At 63.6% G+C, this 19,209-nt stretch carries 14 protein-coding genes and 1 other RNA gene; 10 read left to right on the forward strand and 5 right to left on the reverse strand.

Features of this window, described 5'->3' with window-relative positions:
- Nucleotides 1-185: 185 nt before the first annotated feature.
- Nucleotides 186-1,670, forward strand: a complete 1,485-nt coding sequence (gene ubiD / locus IGS58_RS20795; RefSeq protein WP_230522563.1) for a 4-hydroxy-3-polyprenylbenzoate decarboxylase — start codon at nucleotides 186-188, stop codon at nucleotides 1,668-1,670.
- Between the two features lie 196 nt (nucleotides 1,671-1,866).
- Nucleotides 1,867-1,965: signal recognition particle sRNA small type (ffs, locus tag IGS58_RS20800), an RNA gene on the forward strand.
- Nucleotides 1,966-1,993: 28 nt separating this feature from the next.
- On the opposite strand, the gene IGS58_RS20805 is transcribed toward ffs, so the two are convergent.
- Nucleotides 1,994-2,146: a hypothetical protein gene (locus IGS58_RS20805; RefSeq protein ID WP_167468641.1), complete on the reverse strand. Its 153-nt coding sequence runs from the start codon at nucleotides 2,144-2,146 to the stop codon at nucleotides 1,994-1,996.
- Between the two features lie 56 nt (nucleotides 2,147-2,202).
- On the opposite strand from IGS58_RS20805, the gene dnaX reads away from it, so the two are divergent.
- The 5 genes from dnaX to IGS58_RS20830 all read left to right on the forward strand — a co-directional run bounded on the left by dnaX (nucleotide 2,203) and on the right by IGS58_RS20830 (nucleotide 8,010).
- Entirely contained in the window at nucleotides 2,203-4,527 is a 2,325-nt protein-coding gene (gene dnaX / locus IGS58_RS20810) for a DNA polymerase III subunit gamma/tau (RefSeq protein ID WP_230522564.1), read from the forward strand.
- A gap of 41 nt (nucleotides 4,528-4,568) precedes the next feature.
- On the forward strand, nucleotides 4,569-4,895 hold the full coding sequence (locus tag IGS58_RS20815) for a YbaB/EbfC family nucleoid-associated protein (protein WP_034759121.1): 327 nt from the start codon (nucleotides 4,569-4,571) through the stop codon (nucleotides 4,893-4,895).
- Between the two features lie 47 nt (nucleotides 4,896-4,942).
- The gene (recR, locus tag IGS58_RS20820; protein WP_034786598.1) at nucleotides 4,943-5,533 is read left to right on the forward strand and encodes a recombination mediator RecR; all 591 of its coding nucleotides are present in this window, start codon (nucleotides 4,943-4,945) and stop codon (nucleotides 5,531-5,533) included.
- Between the two features lie 7 nt (nucleotides 5,534-5,540).
- Entirely contained in the window at nucleotides 5,541-6,761 is a 1,221-nt protein-coding gene (locus IGS58_RS20825; RefSeq protein ID WP_070255267.1) for a CaiB/BaiF CoA transferase family protein, read from the forward strand.
- A 100-nt stretch (nucleotides 6,762-6,861) separates the two neighbouring features.
- Nucleotides 6,862-8,010: an esterase-like activity of phytase family protein gene (locus IGS58_RS20830; protein WP_230522565.1), complete on the forward strand. Its 1,149-nt coding sequence runs from the start codon at nucleotides 6,862-6,864 to the stop codon at nucleotides 8,008-8,010.
- On the opposite strand, the gene IGS58_RS20835 is transcribed toward IGS58_RS20830, so the two are convergent.
- The 4 genes from IGS58_RS20835 to IGS58_RS20850 form a co-directional block, all read right to left on the reverse strand.
- The gene (locus tag IGS58_RS20835) at nucleotides 7,979-10,138 is read right to left on the reverse strand and encodes a putative bifunctional diguanylate cyclase/phosphodiesterase (RefSeq protein WP_034786602.1); all 2,160 of its coding nucleotides are present in this window, start codon (nucleotides 10,136-10,138) and stop codon (nucleotides 7,979-7,981) included. The two genes, IGS58_RS20830 and IGS58_RS20835, sit on opposite strands and share 32 nt — an antisense overlap.
- Before the next feature lies 1 nt (nucleotide 10,139).
- On the reverse strand, nucleotides 10,140-13,001 hold the full coding sequence (locus IGS58_RS20840; protein WP_230522566.1) for a hybrid sensor histidine kinase/response regulator: 2,862 nt from the start codon (nucleotides 12,999-13,001) through the stop codon (nucleotides 10,140-10,142).
- A gap of 302 nt (nucleotides 13,002-13,303) precedes the next feature.
- Nucleotides 13,304-13,504, reverse strand: coding sequence for a YbdD/YjiX family protein (locus IGS58_RS20845; RefSeq protein WP_010396213.1), 201 nt, complete (start codon nucleotides 13,502-13,504; stop codon nucleotides 13,304-13,306).
- Nucleotides 13,504-15,564, reverse strand: coding sequence for a carbon starvation CstA family protein (locus IGS58_RS20850; RefSeq protein WP_230522567.1), 2,061 nt, complete (start codon nucleotides 15,562-15,564; stop codon nucleotides 13,504-13,506). Before IGS58_RS20850 ends, IGS58_RS20845 begins: the two co-directional genes overlap by 1 nt.
- Nucleotides 15,565-15,808: 244 nt before the next feature.
- Here IGS58_RS20850 and IGS58_RS20855 point away from each other — a divergent pair, with 244 nt between their 5' ends.
- From IGS58_RS20855 to IGS58_RS20865, 3 genes are all read left to right on the forward strand, one after another.
- A complete protein-coding gene (locus tag IGS58_RS20855; RefSeq protein ID WP_070255255.1) occupies nucleotides 15,809-17,179 on the forward strand; it encodes a cache domain-containing protein in 1,371 nt (456 codons plus the stop codon).
- A gap of 9 nt (nucleotides 17,180-17,188) precedes the next feature.
- Nucleotides 17,189-17,818 (forward strand): response regulator transcription factor, encoded by a 630-nt coding sequence (locus IGS58_RS20860; RefSeq protein WP_070255252.1) that lies wholly within the window; start codon nucleotides 17,189-17,191, stop codon nucleotides 17,816-17,818.
- 302 nt (nucleotides 17,819-18,120) lie between these two features.
- A complete protein-coding gene (locus IGS58_RS20865; protein WP_327076255.1) occupies nucleotides 18,121-19,209 on the forward strand; it encodes an EAL and HDOD domain-containing protein in 1,089 nt (362 codons plus the stop codon).

The following is a 19,209-nucleotide window of genomic DNA, read 5'->3' on the forward strand; positions in this document are numbered from 1 at the left end:
GCGTGCTCTTTCAAGTTGGGCGAATTGTAGAAGCCGTTTTATATCAAGTCAATACTAACGAATCGTTTCTTTATTACTTTTATGTCTTACTTTTTGTCTTGCATTGTGCCAAAAGCCAATAAAATCAATTACTTGGCATAGATCCTTCAGCAATGGCGTCCGACGTCAAAAAAAATTAAAAACACATGAAATATTCAGATTTGCGAGATTTTATTTCTCAACTGCAACAAATGGGTGAACTTAAGCCCATTTCGACCCCCATTTCACCGATTTTGGAGATGACGGAAGTCTGCGACCGCACCTTGCGCGCAGGCGGACCGGCCTTGCTGTTCAACAATCCGACGGGATACGACATGCCGGTGCTGGGCAATCTGTTCGGCACCACGCGCCGCGTGGCGCTGGGCATGGGCGCGGAAGATGTGAGCGAGTTGCGCAAGATCGGCCATGTGCTGGCGCGGCTGAAGGAACCGGAACCGCCGAAGGATTTCAAGGATCTGCTGGGTCTCGGTTCCCTGGTGAAATCCGTGTGGGACATGTCGCCGAAAGAGTTGCGCGGCGCCAAATGCCAGGAAATCGTCTGGGAAGGCAATGACGTCGACCTGGCGCGCCTGCCCATCCAGCATTGCTGGCCTGGCGATGTCGCGCCCCTGATCACCTGGGGCCTGGTGATCACCAAGGGCCCGAATAAGAAGCGGCAAAACCTGGGCATCTACCGCCAGCAGGTGCTGGGGCGTAACAAGGTCATCATGCGCTGGCTGGCGCACCGGGGCGGCGCGCTGGACTTCCGCGAGCACGCGATCCAGAGCAAGGGCAAGCCGTATCCGATCGCCGTCGCGCTGGGCGCCGATCCCGCTACTATATTAGGGGCCGTCACGCCGGTGCCGGACAGCCTGTCCGAATACCAGTTCGCCGGCTTGCTGCGCGGCAGCCGCACGGAGCTGGTGAAAGCCATCGGCAGCGAGCTGCGCGTGCCCGCTTCCGCCGAAATCGTGCTCGAAGGCCATATCTACCCGGATGAAAACCATCCGAGCGGCTACGAGCACGCGCTGGAAGGGCCGTATGGCGACCACACGGGCTACTATAATGAGCAGGACAGTTTCCCCGTGTTTACCATCGACCGCATCACCATGCGCCGCGACCCGATCTACCACTCCACGTATACAGGCAAGCCGCCGGACGAGCCGGCCGTGCTGGGCCTGGCCCTGAACGAAGTGTTCGTGCCGCTGCTGCAAAAGCAGTTCAGCGAAATCACGGACTTCTATCTGCCGCCCGAAGGCTGCAGCTACCGCATGGCCGTGGTGCAGATCAAGAAACAGTACGCGGGCCACGCCAAGCGCGTGATGTTCGGCGTGTGGAGTTTCTTGCGCCAGTTCATGTATACCAAGTTCATCGTGGTGGTCGATGAAGACGTGAATATCCGCGACTGGAAAGAAGTCATTTGGGCCATCACGACGCGGGTCGACCCCATCCGCGACACCACGCTGGTCGACAACACGCCCATCGATTACCTGGACTTCGCCTCGCCGGTCAGCGGCCTGGGCAGCAAGATGGGGATCGACGCGACGAATAAATGGCCGGGCGAAACGACGCGCGAGTGGGGCACGGTGATCACCATGACGCCGGAAGTGAAGGCGAGGGTGGATGGCATCTGGCAAGAGCTGGGTTTGTAGGTGCTAAGTAGGTCGGGTTAGCGCTTGCGCGTAACCCGACGTTGCGGCTCGGCAGTGTCGGCCGCGTACTCAGCAGTGTCGGCTTACGGCCTGCGGCCTAAGCCGACCTACGCAGACCCACGCCGACCTACGCCGACGCACACAGCATTGACACGGCAATTTCCCAATCTTGCGCAGGTCGGTTATAATTGTCCTTGGCGGGCCCCTGCGCATCGTGGCATGGCTAACCTGGTCAGGTCGGGAACGAAGCAGCCACGGCTATTAACCATGAGTGCCGCAGATCAGGCTCGCCTCCTTCGGGAATGTTTTATCAGGATCAACAATCAAGCTGCCATGGGCAGCTTTTTTGCTTTTACGGTCCCTTTTTCTTGCCGAGCTGCTGCATTGCCGGGCTTGCCGTGTTTTCCATATTTCCAGCTGGCCATGTTATACAATTGCTGCTTTGCCGCGTTTGCCATTTTGAATGGCCCGGCCATGAGGCTTGCGCCCGCCGCGCAGGATCACCCGCAAAATCGCATGGTAAAATCTCAGCATGTCCTATCAAGTCCTCGCCCGTAAATACCGCCCCAAGAATTTCGAGACGCTCGTCGGCCAGGAGCACGTCGTGCGCGCGCTCACGCATGCCTTGCACAGCGGCCGATTGCATCACGCCTACCTGTTCACGGGCACGCGCGGCGTCGGCAAGACGACCCTGTCGCGCATCCTGGCCAAGTCGCTCAATTGCATCGGCCCCGATGGCACGGGCGGCATCACGGCCCAGCCTTGCGGCGTGTGCGAAGCGTGCACGGCGATCGATGCGGGACGCTTTGTCGACTATATAGAGATGGATGCGGCATCGAACCGTGGCGTCGATGAAATGGCGCAGCTGCTCGAGCAAGCCGTGTATGCGCCAAGCAATGCGCGCTTCAAGGTCTATATGATCGATGAGGTGCACATGCTGACGAACCACGCGTTCAATTCCATGCTGAAGACGCTGGAAGAGCCGCCCGAGCACGTGAAGTTCATCCTGGCCACGACGGACCCGCAAAAGATTCCCGTGACCGTGCTGTCGCGCTGCCTGCAGTTCAACCTCAAGCAGATGCCGCCCGGCCACATCATCAGCCACCTGGACAATATCCTGGGACAGGAAGGCATCGCCTTCGAACAGCCAGCCTTGCGCCTGCTGGCCCAGGGCGCCCACGGTTCCATGCGCGATGCGCTGTCCCTGACGGACCAGGCCATCGCGTATGCGGCTGGCGAAGTCACGCTGGACGCCGTGCAAGGCATGCTGGGTGCGCTCGACCAGTCATATCTGGTGCGCCTGCTCGACGCGCTGGCGCAGCAGGATGGCGCCGATCTCCTGGCCGTGGCCGACGAGATGGCTTCGCGCAGCCTGTCCTACAACGGCGCCTTGCAAGATCTGGGCACCTTGTTGCACCGCATTGCGCTGGCGCAAACCGTGCCCGCCGCCTTGCCGCAGGATTTGCCCGAATACGCGGACATCGTGCGCCTGGCTTCCGCGTTTGACGCGGAAGAAGTGCAGCTGTTTTACCAGATCGCCGTGCATGGCCGCAATGAGCTGGGCCTGGCGCCCGATGAATACGCGGGCTTTACCATGACCCTGCTGCGCATGCTGGCCTTTCGGCCCGGCATAGGCGGCGCCGATGGCGTGCCGGCTGCACCGGCCGCTGCCACGGGCAACCGTCCGGCCGCCGTGGCCGCCGCGCGCGCCGCGGCTGGGGCTTCGGCTCCCGCCGCCCGCGCCGCCACGAACAGCGTGGCCAGCCACGCCGCCGTGACACCGCCCGCCGTGGTCGCCGCCGCGGCCGCCAGCATGGCGCGCAGCGAAGCGCCGCCGCCACGCGCGGCTGCGCCGGCGCCAGCCGCTGCACCGGCGCCGGCACCAATGGCGCCGCCGCCCGCTACGCCGCCATCGGCTGCTCCTGCTCCTGCTGCGGCTGCCCCGGCAGCATCGGGCGCCCCGATCAGTTCCGCCCGCGCCGCCATCAATGCGGCGCTGGAAGCGGCCCGCGCCGCCTCGAAAGGCCGTCCGGGCAGCGCGCCGTCGGCGCCATCGTCGGCGCCCAAGCCAGCCGCACCGGTACCTGTAGTGGCGCCTGCCGCCGCTGCCCCGGCCGCGCCGGTCCAGGCAGCTCCACCGCCACCGCCCGCCGCCGCGAAAGCGCCGGCGCCGTGGGACGACGCGCCACCCGTGGCCGTGATGGAAGCACCGGTATCCGTACCGGCGGCGGCACCGGTACGCCAGGCGCCGCCACAGCAGCAGGCGCCCGCCGACGACGACTTGCCGCCGTGGGTCACCGAATTTTCCGACGACAGCGCCTCCGCGGCCGTGTCGGCGCCCGCCGCGCCAAGCAGCGAGCAGCCGGCCGTCATCATGCCGCAGCGTGCCGCCAAGCAAGCCGCTCCCAGCGGACCGTATGTGATCACGCCCGTGCCTGGCCTGGACTGGGATGGCAACTGGCCGGCCGTCGCCGCCGTGCTGCCCCTGCGCGGCATAGCCCAGCAATTGGCCGTGCAGGCCGAGCTGATCGAATGCCTGCACGACGGTCACAGCACCACGTTCCGCCTGCGCGTGCCGATCGACACGTGGCGCAGTCCGGCCAACGTGGAAAAACTGGCTGCCGTGCTGAGCGAGCGCTTTGGCCGCAAGGTCAATGTCGATACGGAACTGGGCGCTGTCTGGTATACGGCCAGCGCGGAAGCGCAGGCCCACCGCGAGGCGTGCCAGCTGCAAGCGGAAGAAACCATCGCCAGCGATCCCTTCGTGCTCGACATGAAGCGTGCATTCGACGCTTTTGTTGTGCCGGGAACGATTACCCCTGCACCGGCCGGCTCCGCCGCGCCGACCCTGCATTGATGATTAACACACTCACAAACTGAATTGAACGGAGCATTCTCATGATGAAAAATCAACTGGCTGGCCTGATGAAGCAGGCGCAAGCAATGCAAGACAACATGAAAAAGGCCCAGGAACAACTGGCGCTGGTGGAAGTGGAAGGCCAGTCCGGCGCCGGCCTCGTCAAAATCGTCATGACGTGCAAGAACGACGTCAAGCGCGTTTCCATCGACCCATCGCTGCTGGCCGACGACAAGGACATGCTGGAAGACCTGGTGGCTGCCGCCTTCAACGATGCCGTGCGCAAGGCGGAAGCGACGTCCGCTGAAAAAATGGCAGGCTTGACTGGTGGCATGAACTTGCCAGCCGGCTTCAAAATGCCATTCTGATGCACTGCCGCATGCGCTCGATCCATGGCACGGGGCAGGGTTGATCCATGTCCAAGTCGCTTGAATTCCTGACCGAGGCGCTGCGGCGCCTGCCCGGCGTCGGCCCCAAGTCGGCGCAGCGGATGGCTTTTCATTTGTTGCAGCACGATAGGGAAGGCGCGGCCATGCTGTCGCGCGCCCTGTTCCAGGCCGTCGATGCCGTGCATCACTGCGGCCTGTGCAACACCTTTACCGAACACGAAGTGTGCGAGACCTGTCTCGACGAAGAGCGCGACAAGCGCTTGCTGTGCGTGGTGGAAACGCCCGCCGACCAGCTGATGATCGAGCAGACGCTCACCTACAAGGGCCTGTATTTCGTCCTCATGGGGCGGCTGTCTCCGCTGGACGGCATTGGCCCGAAAGATATCCACCTCGAAAAATTGTTGAACCGCGCCAACGATGGCGTGGTCGGCGAAGTGGTGCTGGCCACCAATTTCACGAATGAAGGCGAAGCGACCGCCCACTACATCAGTGAAATGCTGAAGGCGCGGGGCTTGCGCGTGAGCCGCCTGGCCCGCGGCGTGCCCGTGGGCGGCGAACTGGAATACGTCGACGCGGGCACGATTGCCCGCGCGATGCTCGACCGCAGGGCAACCTGAACACAACATGACAACATCCTCCGCGACCACTGGTCCATTGCAAGGCATTAAAGTGCTGGAACTGGGCACCCTGATCGCGGGGCCCTTCTGCGCCCGCATGCTGGCCGAATTCGGCGCCGACGTGATCAAGATCGAGTCGCCCGATGGCGGCGACCCCATCCGTACCTGGCGGGTGCTGAAGGATGGCACCTCCCTGTGGTGGTCGGTGCAGGCACGCAACAAGAAAAGCATCACCTTGAACCTGAAGTCGCCCGAGGGCCGCGCCATCGCGCGCCAGCTGGCCCTGGAAGCGGACATCATCATCGAGAATTACCGCCCCGGCGTGCTGGAAAAGTGGGATCTCGGCTACGAGCAGCTCAAGAAAGAGAAACCGTCGCTCATCATGGTGCGCCTGTCCGGCTTTGGCCAGACGGGGCCGATGAAGGACTTGCCCGGTTTCGGCGCCATCGGCGAATCGATGGGCGGCTTGCGCTACGTGTCCGGCTTTGCCGACCGCCCGCCCGTGCGCGTGGGCGTGTCCATCGGCGACTCCGTGGCGGCCCTGCACGGCGTGATCGGCGCCATGATGGCCTTGCGTCACCGCGACGTGACGGGTGGCCGGGATGGCGGCGAAGGACAGATGGTCGACGTGGCCCTGTACGAATCCGTGTTCAACCTGATGGAATCGCTGGTGCCCGAATACGACCAGGCGGGCGTGGTGCGCGAGCGCACGGGCGGCTCGCTGCCCGGCATCGTGCCCTCGAATACCTACACGACGGGCGACGGCGAAAATATCGTGATTGCTGGCAATGGCGACGCCATCTTCAAGCGCTTGATGCTGGCCATGGGCCGCATCGACATGGCGGGCGATCCGCAACTGGCGCGCAACGACGGCCGGGTGGCGCGCACGCAGGAAATCGACGACGCCATCGGCGCCTGGTGCGCCACGCACACGATAGACAGCGCGCTGGCCGTGCTGAAGGCAGCCGACGTACCGGCCGGTAAAATCTACTCGGTGCGTGACATGCTGAGCGACCCGCAGTTTCTCGCCCGCGACATGTTCGAACAACACCATTTCGCCGACGGCACGCCCGTGAAATTGCCGGCGATCAGCCCGAAACTGTCCGCCACGCCGGGCAAGACCCAGTGGCTGGGGCCGACCCTGGGCCAGCACAACGACGAGGTGCTGGCGTCGCTGGGGTTTGACGCGGCCGCCATTGCGCGGCTCAAGGCGGATGGGGTGGTGTAGGTTTAGCTTGGTAAATCATCTTGACCCCAGGCAAGGGCTGGGGTCGGACCCTCAGGGTCCGACCCCGGATTCTGTCCTTTGGGTTTTATTAAGGAATATCGTGAAGCAGTCGTCCCTCCGCGCCCCCCGTGCGCGTCTGATCCCCGCGCTGGCCATCTCCATCCTCTTTTCCGCCTGCGCCAGCTTCCCCCACGACGCACCGGTCACGGGCTTGCGCCTGATCGGCGAGCAGCGCATCGCCTTGAAATACCCGTTCGAGGGCACCACGGTGGGCGGCTTGTCCGGCATCGATTACGATGCGGCCAACAAGAGCTGGGTGATGGAAAGCGATGATCGCTCGGCAATCAATCCGGCTCGCTTTTACCGCGCCACCTTGGCCTACGACAGCAAGGCGTTTACGGGCGTGACTCTGGCCAGCGTGCATTTCTTCACGCAGCCCGACGGCAGCCGCTATCCGAACCTGGCGCATGCAAAGCTGGAGCAGGGCGACCAGGTGCCCGACATCGAAACCATCCGCGTCGATCCCCAGGACGGCAGTCTGTGGTACGGCAGTGAAGGCAACCGCAAGGTGGGCTTGGACCCGTTCGTGCGCCATGCCGATAGTGGCGGCCACTACCTGGCCACCTTGCCCACGCCCGCCATGTTCAAGGTTGCGAAGGATGAAATCGGCTCGCGCAACAACATGAGCTTTGAAGCGCTGTCGTTTTCTTCGGATGGCAAGAGCCTGTGGCTGGGCATGGAAGCGGCCCTGTACCAGGATGCTCCGCTGGCCACGCCGGACCACGGCTCCGTGGTGCGCATCACGCGCCTGGACCGCGCGGGCAGCGTGCTGGGCCAGTACGCGTATCCGATTGAGCCCGTGGCATCGCGGCCCGCGCCGGGGAAGGAAGCGGACAATGGCGTGTCGGAAATCCTCGCCGTCAACGATCACCAGCTGCTGGTGGTGGAGCGGGCCGGCGTGGAACACGCCGACGGCCTGTACACGAATCACGTGCGCATCTACGAGATGGAAACGCAGGGCGCCACCGATATCCAGGCCATTCCGGCGCTGGCGGGCGCCAGCTATGTGCCGGCGCGCAAGCGATTGCTGCTGGACCTGGAAAAGACCGGCCTTGAAAGAGTCGACAATATCGAAGGCATCAGCTGGGGGCCGCGTCTGGAAAACGGCCGCCGCAGCCTGGTGATGATTTCCGACGATAATTTCAACGCCCTGCAAGTCACGCAAATCCTTGCCTTCGAAGTGCTCTAGTTTCCACGCTGGCCAGCTGGCCCCTCTGCCTGGCCAGCATGGCCGTGATCGTGTCGTGTGGCGACGGGTGGCCCAGGAAGTATCCCTGCGCCATGTCGCAGCCGTATTCTTCCAGCATCAGCAGTTGCTCGTCCGTTTCCACGCCCTCGGCCACCACCACCATCTTCAAGCCATGCGCCATGGCGATGATGGCGCGCGTGATGGCCGCGTTTTCCGTATCCTGCGGCAATCCGGCGATAAAACTCTTGTCGATCTTCAAGGCCCGCACGTCGAAGCGTTTCAGGTAATTCATTGAAGAATATCCCGTGCCGAAGTCGTCGATCGACAGGTACACGCCGATGCCGCGCAATTGCTCCAGGGTCACCATGGTGGCGCGCGCATCGTCCATCAAGGTGCCTTCCGTCAATTCCAGTTCCAGCAGGCGCGCGTCGAGGCCCGTGTCGGCCAGGGCCGAGAGCACGATCTGCATCAGGTTTTCATCCTTGAATTGCTTGGCCGACAGGTTGACGGCCATGCGGATGGCGCGCCCGCCATCGCTTTGCCAGGCCTTTGCCTGGTTGCACGCCGTGCGCAGCACCCATTCGCCGATCGGCACGATGAGTCCCGTCTCTTCGGCCAGCGGGATGAATTCCGTGGGCGAGATGATGCCCCGCTCGGGATGGCGCCAGCGGACCAGCGCTTCCACGCCGACGATCTGCGTGCTGGGCACGTCGATCTGCGGCTGGTACAGCAGATACAGCTCGTTGTTCTGCAAGGCTTTGCGCAGGCCCACTTCCATCTTGACGTGGCTCATGATTTCCATCGTCAGCGATGAGCTGTACAGCTTGGCGTTGTTCTTGCCGCAGTTCTTCGCGTGGTACATGGCCGTGTCCGCATATTTGAGCAGCGAGTTGCAATCCTCGCCATCTTCCGGATACAGCGAGATGCCGATGCTGGCCGTGACGAAAATCTCGTGTCCTTCGATCATGAAGGGCCGGCGCATGGCTTCTTTCACGCGATGCGCCACGTTGAGCGCGTCCTCCACCCGCTCCAGGTCGGGAATCAGGATCGTGAATTCGTCGCCGCCCAGGCGCGCCAGGTTGCTGCCGCCGGAGATGCCGTCGAGTTCATACTCTGCGCGCAGCACCAGGTCGCTGGGGCGGATGGTTTCGCGCAGGCGTTCGGACACCACCTTGAGCAAATGGTCGCCCACGTCGTGGCCCAGGGTGTCGTTGATGCGCTTGAAAGCGTCGAGGTCCATGAACAGCACGGCGAATTTCTTGTCGTGTTCCTTCGAGCGCACCAGTTCGCGCTCCAGCGTTTCCAGGAACGCTTGGCGGTTGGGGATGCCCGTCAGGCTGTCGCAATAGGCGAGGCGGCGGATCTGCTCTTCCGTGCGCTTGCGCTCGCTGATGTCGCGTACCAGGCCCAGCACTTCATCGGCCCCCGTTGCCACCAGGCGCGCCTCGAAATGGCGCGTGCTGTCTTCGTGCGTGAGCGTGTAGTCGACCGAGCCGATATGCTGCGTGGCCAGCACGGCGTGCGCCTGGTCCAGCAGGCGCGCGGCGATTTCGGGCGGCAGCACGTCGCGGATATGGCTGCCCACGCAGTCGCTGAGGGAAAAGCCGGCGCTGGCGTCGTGCCCCTGTTCGTAGTCGAGATAAAAGCCTTCGCGGTTCAGGCGGAAGAAGGTGTCGGGGATGGCGGCCAGCACGGCGCGGTTGTGCGCGTCGGCGATGCGCAGGCGGGCGATGGCGTCGCTGGCGCGCAGCACGTACAGCACGCGGTGGCCGAGGATGGGCCAGTTGATGGGTTTGGAAATGAAGTCGGTGGCGCCCACCTCGTAGGCGCGCGTGACGGCTTCCAGTTCGTCGCCGCCCGTGACCATGATGATGGGCACCGTGCCGCCCACTTCCTGGTGGCGGATTTCGCGGCACACGGCAAAGCCGTCCATGGCCGGCATGTCGACGTCGAGCATGACCAGATCCGGCCCGCTGTGCTTGTAGCTGGCCAGGGCCTGCACGCCGTCTTCGGCCTCGATCACGTCCAGGCCCACCTGCGTGAGCATTTGCCGCATCAGCAAGCGCATCACGGGATCGTCGTCGGCCACCAGCACCAGGCCGCGGGGAGGGGAGAGGGGCGCTGTCATGTCAGTGTTCCTTCACGAGGATGGCGTTCAGCGATTCGCGTACGGCCAGGAAGGCCTGCTGCATTTCTTGCAGCAGGGGAGCCGCGCCCTCGGTGCTGCCGGCGCGGCCCAGTTTTTCCATCTCCTTGCACAGCTGCGCCAGGCCATCGGCGCCCACGTTGGCGCTGCCCGACTTGAGGCTGTGCGCCACCTTGCGCAGCGCTTCCGCATCCGCGCCGGCAATCGCCTCGCGCATGGCGCTCAATTGGCGCGGCGTCTCGCCGGTAAAGGCGAGGATGACCCGTTCGAGCAGCGCATCGCCATCCGTGCCGGACAGGGCGCGGATGTTTTCCAGCGCCTGCCGGTTCAGCGGCTGGGCCGATGTCGGGGAGGCAGGCGCAGGCGGCGGCACTTCGGGCGGCGCCTCCTGCGGCGTGTGTGACTGCGGCGCTTCGCTGTGGTGCACGGTGGCCGCGCGCGGCAGGGTGATCCAGCGGGCGATCGTGTGGCCCAGGTCTTGCTGCGTGAACGGTTTGCTCAGGTAATCGTCCATGCCGGCCGCCAGGCATGCTTCGCGGTCGCCCTGCAGCGCATTGGCCGTGATGGCGACGATGGGCAGCACGCGCGCGTGGCCGCACTGCTGTTCGTGGCGGCGGATTTCCGCCGTGGCGGCAAAGCCATCCATCACCGGCATCTGGCAATCCATCAAGATCAAATCGAAATCCTCGGCCTGCGCCGCCTGCAAGGCTTCTTCGCCGTTGCGCGCGCAGACGACGTCCAGGCCCAGGCTGTCGAGCATGGCCAGCGCCACTTCCACGTTGACGGCATTGTCCTCGGCCAGCAGTACGCGGCGGCGCTGGCGCCGGCCCACCTGGCGCGCCGTGTGCGGCGGATGGATGCGCAGGCTGTCGCTGGCGCGTGGCGGCGTGACGATGCAGTCGAACAGGTCGCATTCGCGGGCCGGCTTGATCAGCTGAAAGGCCACGCCCGCCTCGCGCCGCTGTACGGGATCGGCCGCCGCCTGTTCCGTGCTCAGCAGCAGTAATTTGAGGTCGGCCAGCAGCGGATCGCTCTTGATGTTGGCGGCCAGGGCCAGGCCGCTGGTGCGCGGCAATTCCATGTCCAGCAGGGCCACGGCATACGGCGTGCCGGCCTGGGCCGCCGCGCGCAGCTTGCCCAGGCAGTCGCTGGCCGTGCCGGCGCTGTCGCTGACGATGTGCCAGCTGGCCAGTTGCCGCTCCAGCACGGCGCGCGTGGCGGGTGTGTGGTCGACGATCAAGGCGCGTAACCCTCGCGTGGTTTTCAGGTTGAAGGACGGGTCGTCGCTGTCGACCCGCCGCTTATCGAAATTTACTTCGAACCAGAAGATCGAGCCTTGCGTTAAAGCATTATCAACGCCGATAGTGCCGCCCATCAGCTCCACCAGCTGTTTCGAGATCGTCAGCCCCAGGCCCGTGCCGCCGTGCTTGCGCGTGGTCGAGCCGTCCGCCTGCGAGAACGATTCGAAGATGCGCGTCTGCGCCTCGTTCGACACGCCGATGCCCGTGTCGTGCACCTCGAAACGCAAGCCCACGCTGGGTGCGTCTTCGCTGCACACGGTCACTTTCACCGTGACCTTGCCCGTTTCCGTGAACTTGATGGCATTGCCCAGCAGATTGACGATGATCTGGCGCAAACGGTTCGGGTCGCCGCAGATGGCGATGGGGATGTCGTAGGCGATATCGAATTCCAGGCTGATGTTTTTCGCTTCCGCCTGCGGCGCGAACACGTGTTCTATGTCGTCGAGCAATTCGCGGAAATTGAAGCGGATGTATTCCACGCTCAGCTTGCCCGCCTCGATCTTGGAAAAGTCGAGGATGTCGTTGATGATCACCAGCAAATTCTGTCCCGAGCGCTGCACCATGCTCGTGTAGTGGCGCTGCTGCGGGCTCAAAGGGCTGGCCAGCAGCAGTTCCGTCATGCCCAGCACGCCATTCATCGGGGTGCGGATTTCATGGCTCATGGTGGCGAGGAAGGCGCTTTTCGCGTGACTGGCCGCCTCGGCCGCATCCTTGGCCTTTTCCAGCTGCGCCGTGCGCACGCCCACCTGGCGTTCGAGCTGGTCGCGGTAATTGGCCAGGGTGCTGTCGCGGCTGTCGATCTGCGCCAGCATGTCGTTGAAACTGTCGATCAGCACGCCCAGCTCGTCGCTGCGCTGGTGCGCGATGCGGTGGCTGTAGGTCTGGCTGCTCGACACTTTTTGCGCTGTATCGATCAGTTTGGTGATGGGTTCGGCAATCACGCTCTTGAAGCGCCGCGCGAGGAACACGGCGATCAGGAAGGACAGCACGGTGGCGCCGCCGATGGCGCCTACGTGGCGGCCGATGTCGCGCCACATGTGGTTCAGGTCCGCCTCGATCAGCACGGCGCCGATGATCTGTTGCGGCTCGCCTGGCCGGTAGACGGGGCGGTACAAACGCATGCCGGGCGCCAGGGTCGTGCCCGAGCCTTGCGTGACGGGCTGCACGGCCATGTCGGCCAGCAAGGCCGGGTCCATGTCTTCCGGCGCCGGCAGGCCGTCCGCATGCTGCGGCGCGCGGTATAGAGCGAACAGGCGCCCGCCCTTGTCGAACAGGGCCGCCTGGGCCACCTCGTCGCGCGCGGACAAGGCCGCCAACACCTGTTCCGCCTGCCCCTGCGCCGATTTTCCCGCCAGCAAAGGCACCGCGCCGGCCGCACCGATCACGCCCGCCAGCGACAGCAATTGCTTGCCTTCATCGTTCTTGTGGCTGAGCACGGACGTCAGCGCAAACGCCACGAACACCAGCAGCAGCGCGCAGCCCGATGACAGTACCGAAATCATGGTCAGCTTCTGGCTGATGCTGGAGCGTTGGAAATTGAACATGAGTCGCTGCTTCCCCGGTCGCCCGTTGACTGTTATTTAATTCCTATTGGAAAAATATAGACGCGAAGACACACCCAGATGTTGATGTGGGTCTAAGGGAAGAGAGGGGAGGGGAACTTATACGAGAGGAAATGAATGGGGCGGTCTCACAAGACCGCCCTCAAATTATTGCTGAGCAACAACACCTGACTCAGCCGTAGCGAGCGGAAGGGAGAGGTGGCCGAGAAGCGCAACCGTACTTTAGTACGGTGAGCATCGCAAGCCGCCTATACCGACGCGCAGTAGGCTGGGTCAGGTGTCCGCTAACAGCAGCCGCCACGTTTGCCCGCGCCACCATAGCGGGCTTCCTGCCGTTCGCGGAAGAACTCTTCATACGTCATCATCGGCTCGCCGGGATGGGTGACTTCCCGGTGGGCCACGTAGGTGTCGTACTCGGGCAAGCCGCACATGAGCCGCATGCTTTGCCCCAGATACCGTCCAGCCTTGATGATTTCGTCTATCATCATTGCACCGTGGGCATGGCCTGGAACGGCGTTTCCTTGGTGCTCGGACGGCTGTCGGCGCGCGCCTTCATGATGGTGCGGATGCCGAAGAACAGCACGCTGACGACGACGATGACGAAGAAGGCGGCCAGGCCGGCGTCCAGGTAATCGTTGAAGATGATCTGTTGCATCTGCGCCACCGACTTGGCCGGCGCCAGCAGGGTGCCTTCATCGAGTGCCGCCGAGTATTTCTTGGCGTGCGCGAGGAAGCCGACGCGCGGGTTGGCGTCGAAAATCTTTTGCCAGCCCGCCGTCAGGGTGCACAGCAGCAGCCAGATCGTCGGCGTGATGGTGACCCACGCATACTGGCCACGCTTCATCTTGAACAGCACGCAGGTGCCGAGGATCAGCGCGATGGCCGCCAGCATCTGGTTGGCGATGCCGAACAGCGGCCACAGGGTGTTGATGCCGCCCAGCGGATCGACCACGCCCTGGTACAGGAAGTAGCCCCAGGCCGCCACGCACAGGCCCGTGGCCAGCAGGTTGGCGATGAGGTTTTCCGTCTGTTTCAAAGCTGGCACGAAGCTGCCCAGCAAGTCTTGCAGCATGAAGCGGCCGGCACGCGTGCCCGCATCGACGGCCGTCAGGATGAACAGCGCTTCGAACAGGATGGCGAAGTGGTACCAGAAGGCCATCATGGCCTTGCCGCCGATGGCGCCGGACAGAATCTGCGCCATGCCGACGGCCAGGGTCGGTGCGCCGCCGGCGCGCGAAATGATGCTGTGCTCGCCAACGTCCTTGGCCGTCTGCGTCAGCATTTCCGGCGTGACATAGAAGCCCCATTGCGAGATGGCCTGTGCGGCGGACTCGGCTGTCGTGCCGATCAGGGCGGCCGGGCTGTTCATGGCGAAATAGATGCCCGGCTCGATGGTCGAGGCGGCCACCAGGGCCATGATGGCAACGAACGATTCCATCAGCATGGCGCCATAGCCGATGAAGCGGGCGTGGCTTTCGTTTTCAATCATCTTCGGCGTGGTGCCCGAGGAAATCAGCGCGTGGAAGCCGGAGACGGCGCCGCAGGCGATGGTGATGAACAGGAAGGGGAACAGATTGCCCGACCAGACGGGGCCGGAGCCGTCGATGAACTTGGTCATGGCCGGCATTTTCAGGTACGGCGCAACGACGATGATGCCGATGGCCAGGCCCAGGATGGTGCCGATTTTGAGAAAAGTAGACAGGTAGTCGCGCGGCGCCAGCAGCAGCCACACGGGCAGCACGGAAGCGATGAAGCCGTAGCCGATCAGCATCCACGTCAGTTCCGTGCCCGTGAACGTGAACATCGGGCCCAGCACGGCGTGTTCCTGCACGTACTGGCCGCCGATGATGGCCAGCATCAGCAAGACAAAACCGATGATGGAAATTTCGCCGATGCGGCCCACGCGGATGAAGCGCGAATACACGCCCATGAACAGCGCGATGGGGATCGTTGCCATCACGGTGAAGCTGCCCCATGGGGAACCGGTCAGCGCCTTGACGACGATCAATGCCAGTACGGCCAGGATGATGACCATGATCATGAAGCAGCCCAGGAGCGCAATCATGCCGGGAATTTCGCCCAGTTCAGCCTTGATCAGGTCGCCCAGCGAGCGGCCATCGCGGCGCATGGAAATGAACAGCACGATGAAATCCTGCACGGCGCCCGCAAACACCACGCCCGCCAGGATCCATAGCATGCCGGGCAGATAGCCCATCTGCGCGGCCAGCACGGGGCCGACCAGGGGACCGGCGCCGGCGATCGCCGCAAAATGGTGGCCGAACAGCACATATTTATTCGTCGGCACGTGATCGAGGCCATCGTTGTGCTTGAAGGCCGGCGTCATGCGGCGCGCGTCCAGGCCCAGTACCTTGTCGGCGATGAACAGGCTGTAGAAACGGTAGGCGATCAGATACACGCAGACGGCGGCGATGACGATCCAGATCGCGCTGATCGGTTCGCCACGTTGCAGGGCGACGACGCCCAGGGACCCGGCGCCTGCCAGCGCAAGCGCTGCCCAGCCCAGTTGTTTGAAAATGCGGTTCATGCTTCCTCCAGAGATTTGACGGGCGCTGTGCCGTGCGATGATGTGTGCTGCCGAGCCTGGTCGTCGCCAGTTTGATGTTACTTTTGGTGTATTTGCAGCTTATGGCGAGTATTCAGGAATCGTATAATTGCCGCAAGCGCACGACTACGCAGTAACGCTCAGTATTACTACGCAGGCCGATCGCCGTGCCGCGACGTAAAATCACGCATTCCCACCAGCATCGACGCCGCCGGAGCGCCAGGCCATGAAACTCAGACAGAAAGTCATCTTCCTGGCCATCACGCCGCTGATCCTCGCCCTGTGCGCCATCGCATTTGCCGTGCGGCACCAGGCCATCACCCTGGCAGAGCAGCAGCGCGCCACCATCCAGCAGGCGTATTTGGCCAGCAAGGAAGCTGAACTCAAGCATTACGTGACCCTGGCCAGCCATTCCATCGCTTCCCTGTACCAGTCGGGGCGCAAGGATGAGGCCACGCAAGAGGAGGCCAAGCGCATCCTGTCCGCCCTCAGCTATGGCGACGACGGCTATTTCTTCATCTATGATTTGCAGGGCAAGTCGCTGATGCATCCGCGCCAGCCCGAACTGGTGGGGCAGAATCTGTGGCAATTGCGCGACGCCGAGGGCAATCTGACCATCCAGCGCCTGATGCAGCGGGCGAAGAGCGGCGGCGGCTTTGAGCGCTACAACTGGATCAAGCCATCGACGAACAAGTCCGCCCCCAAGCTCGGCTATGTGATCCTGATGCCGGAATGGGGCTGGATGATGGGTACCGGCATTTATATGGATGACGTGGACCAGGCGCTGGCCAAGGTTGACGCCCAGCAGTCGCGCAATATCCGCTCGACCATGGAGCTGATCGCCGCCATCGCCATCCTCGGCTCCCTGCTGGTGGCCGCCTGCGGCCTCGTGCTGAACCTGCGCGAATTGCGGGTGGCCGACGCCAAGCTGAAAGTGCTGGCGCAGCGCGTGGTGGAATCGCAGGAAGAAGAGCGGGCGCGGCTGTCGCGCGACTTGCATGACGGCATCAGCCAGTGGCTGGTGTCCATCAAGCTGCAGATCGAGGCGGGCATCGCGCGCCTGGCCGGCAATACCGAGCAAAAAGAAAAGGCGCCCGCCACCTTCGAGCGGGCCGCCGAGCAACTCAACAAGGTGCTGGGCGAAGTGCGGCGCATTTCGCACAACCTGCGCCCGGCCATCCTCGACGACCTGGGCCTGGCCGCCGCGCTCGACCACCTCGTGCATGAATTTAACGACAGCAGCAGCGCGCAAGCCAGTTTCACGGCCAGCCCGGCGGCGGCGGGCGAGGGCTTGCCCGACATGGTCAATACCGTATTGTTCCGCATCGCCCAGGAAGCGCTGACCAATTGCGAGCGCCATGCCCACGCCCGCGGCGTGGAAGTGAGCTTGCACGAGGCGGGCAAGGCCGTGGAATTGCGCATCCAGGATAATGGCGGCGGCTTCGATTTCGATGGCATCGCCCTGCATCCGCAGCGCGGCATCGGTCTGCGCAACATGACGGAACGCATGGAAGCCATCGGCGGCAGCCTGCACATCACCTCGTCTGCGGCCGGTACCCTGGTGCTGGCGCGGCTCGCCCTTCCACCCTCACACTGATAGATACACATGACCGAGAAGATCAACATCCTGCTGGTGGACGACCACCCCCTCGTACGCGACGGCTTGCGCGCGCGCCTGGAGGCGGTGGCGCATTTCGACGTGGTGGCCGAGGCGGGCGGCGCCGACGAGGCGTTGAGCCAGGCGCGCGCGCACCAGGTGGACCTCGTGTTGATGGATATCAATATGCGCGGCATCAACGGCATCGAAGCGACGGCGCTGTTCAAGCAGGCGTTTCCGCAGATTGCCGTGTTGATCCTGTCCATGCACGACAAGCTCGAATATGTGTCGCAAGCCATCGCCGCCGGGGCGCGCGGCTATGTGCTCAAAGATGCTCCTGGGAAAGATATCGTCTTCGCCATCGAGACGGTGATGTCCGGCGGCATTTATTACAGCGCGGCCCTGGCGCGGCAACTGTCGCGCCCGCAAGTTCACGATTCCTTCCTCACCACGCGCGAGCAGCAAGTGCTGCAGCACATCGCGGCGGGCCAGTCGAACAAGCAGATCGCCCGCGACCTGGACCTGAGCGTGCGCACGGTGGAGACGCACCGGCTGAACATCAAGCGCAAGCTGGGCATCGAAGGGCAGGCCGAATTGATCAAATATGCGGTCGAGCACGCGCATGGCGGCAGCGCCTGAGAATGCGCGCGCCGTGCCGTGTTTTTGTCAAACCCGCATGGCAGGCGGGTCTCGCGGGGGAATGTTCTTTTTGAATATTTATTGCCAAAATTAAACTGTTTCATGGGTGAGATTCGGATAGAATGATTCTCGCTGTCGAAATGGCATCCCTGTCGGGCCAGGGTTGCCAATGCTGGTCAGTTTATTTACTATGGCGCCCTACCCACACTGAGATACCGATGTCAGCGTCTGAATCAAACCTGTTTCCGTTGGTGGGATTACAAGCAGTTGCCAATGCTCATAACGAGTGGGTCGCTGTCACCTTGCATGTACCGCAGGCCTCGACGGCGCCGCTGCTGGCGGCGCTGGCCGCCGCCGATGCGTATGCCTTCCTGGCGCCGCTCGACTGCATCATTCCCCTGGCCGATCCGCATGGCGTGGACGAGGCCGTGCTGGCGCAACTGGCGCCGCAACGCACCATCTTCCGTTTGCCGGCCCATCTTGCCGGCGACAAGCAGATCCAGAAAAAATGCCAGCAATGGCGCGACGCCGGCTACCGCCTCATCCTCGATGGCGCCGATGCCGGTCCCGTGGCGGCGGCGCAAGTCGACGCGCGCGCGCTGAGCTTTGACGCGTCCGGTGCGCGCCCGGCCCTGCACCAGTTGCTGCCCTTGGCGGGGCCGCACCTGGCGTACAACATCGCCGACGCGGAGCAGTTTGCTGCCTTGCAAGAACTCGGCGTGAGCTGGTTTGCCGGCGACTACGCCCTGCACCATGCGCGCCAGCAAAGCGAGCCGGAAGACGCCACGTCGCGGCGCCGCCTGCTGGCGCTGCTGGGTTTACTGGCCCGCGATGCCGACGCGCACGAGCTGGAAGTGCCGCTCAAGCAAGATCCGTCGCTCAGCTATCATTTATTGAAACTGGTCAACTCAGCCGCCTTCGGCTTCACGGCGCCGATTACCAGCTTCAGCCAGGCCATCACCCTGCTGGGCCGGCGCCAGCTGCAGCGCTGGCTGCAACTGCTGCTGTATGCGCGGCAACAGGACGATGGCAAGATCCACGCGCTGCTGCCGCTGGCGGCCGTGCGCGCGGCGCAGATGGAAGCGCTGTGCCAGCTGCGCGGCGGCGACCGCGACGCGCAGGACCTGGCCTTCATGGCGGGCGTGTTTTCGCTGCTCGACGTCCTGCTGGGCATGCCGATGCAGGAAATCATCGCCACCCTGAATCTGGCGCCGGAAGTGAGCACCGCCTTGCTCGAACGCAATGGCGAACTGGGCACCTTGCTGGCGCTGGTCGAAAGCGCCGCGCCGCCGCCCGAGGGCCTGCGCCGCGCCGGCATCGATGGAGAAACCTATTGGCGCAGCCTGCTGCAGGCCTACCAATGGGCCATCCAGGTCAGCCGGAACCTCTAG

This window comes from Janthinobacterium sp. EB271-G4-7A (genome assembly GCF_020858075.1).
Classification (GTDB): Bacteria; Pseudomonadota; Gammaproteobacteria; order Burkholderiales; family Burkholderiaceae_D; genus Janthinobacterium; species Janthinobacterium lividum.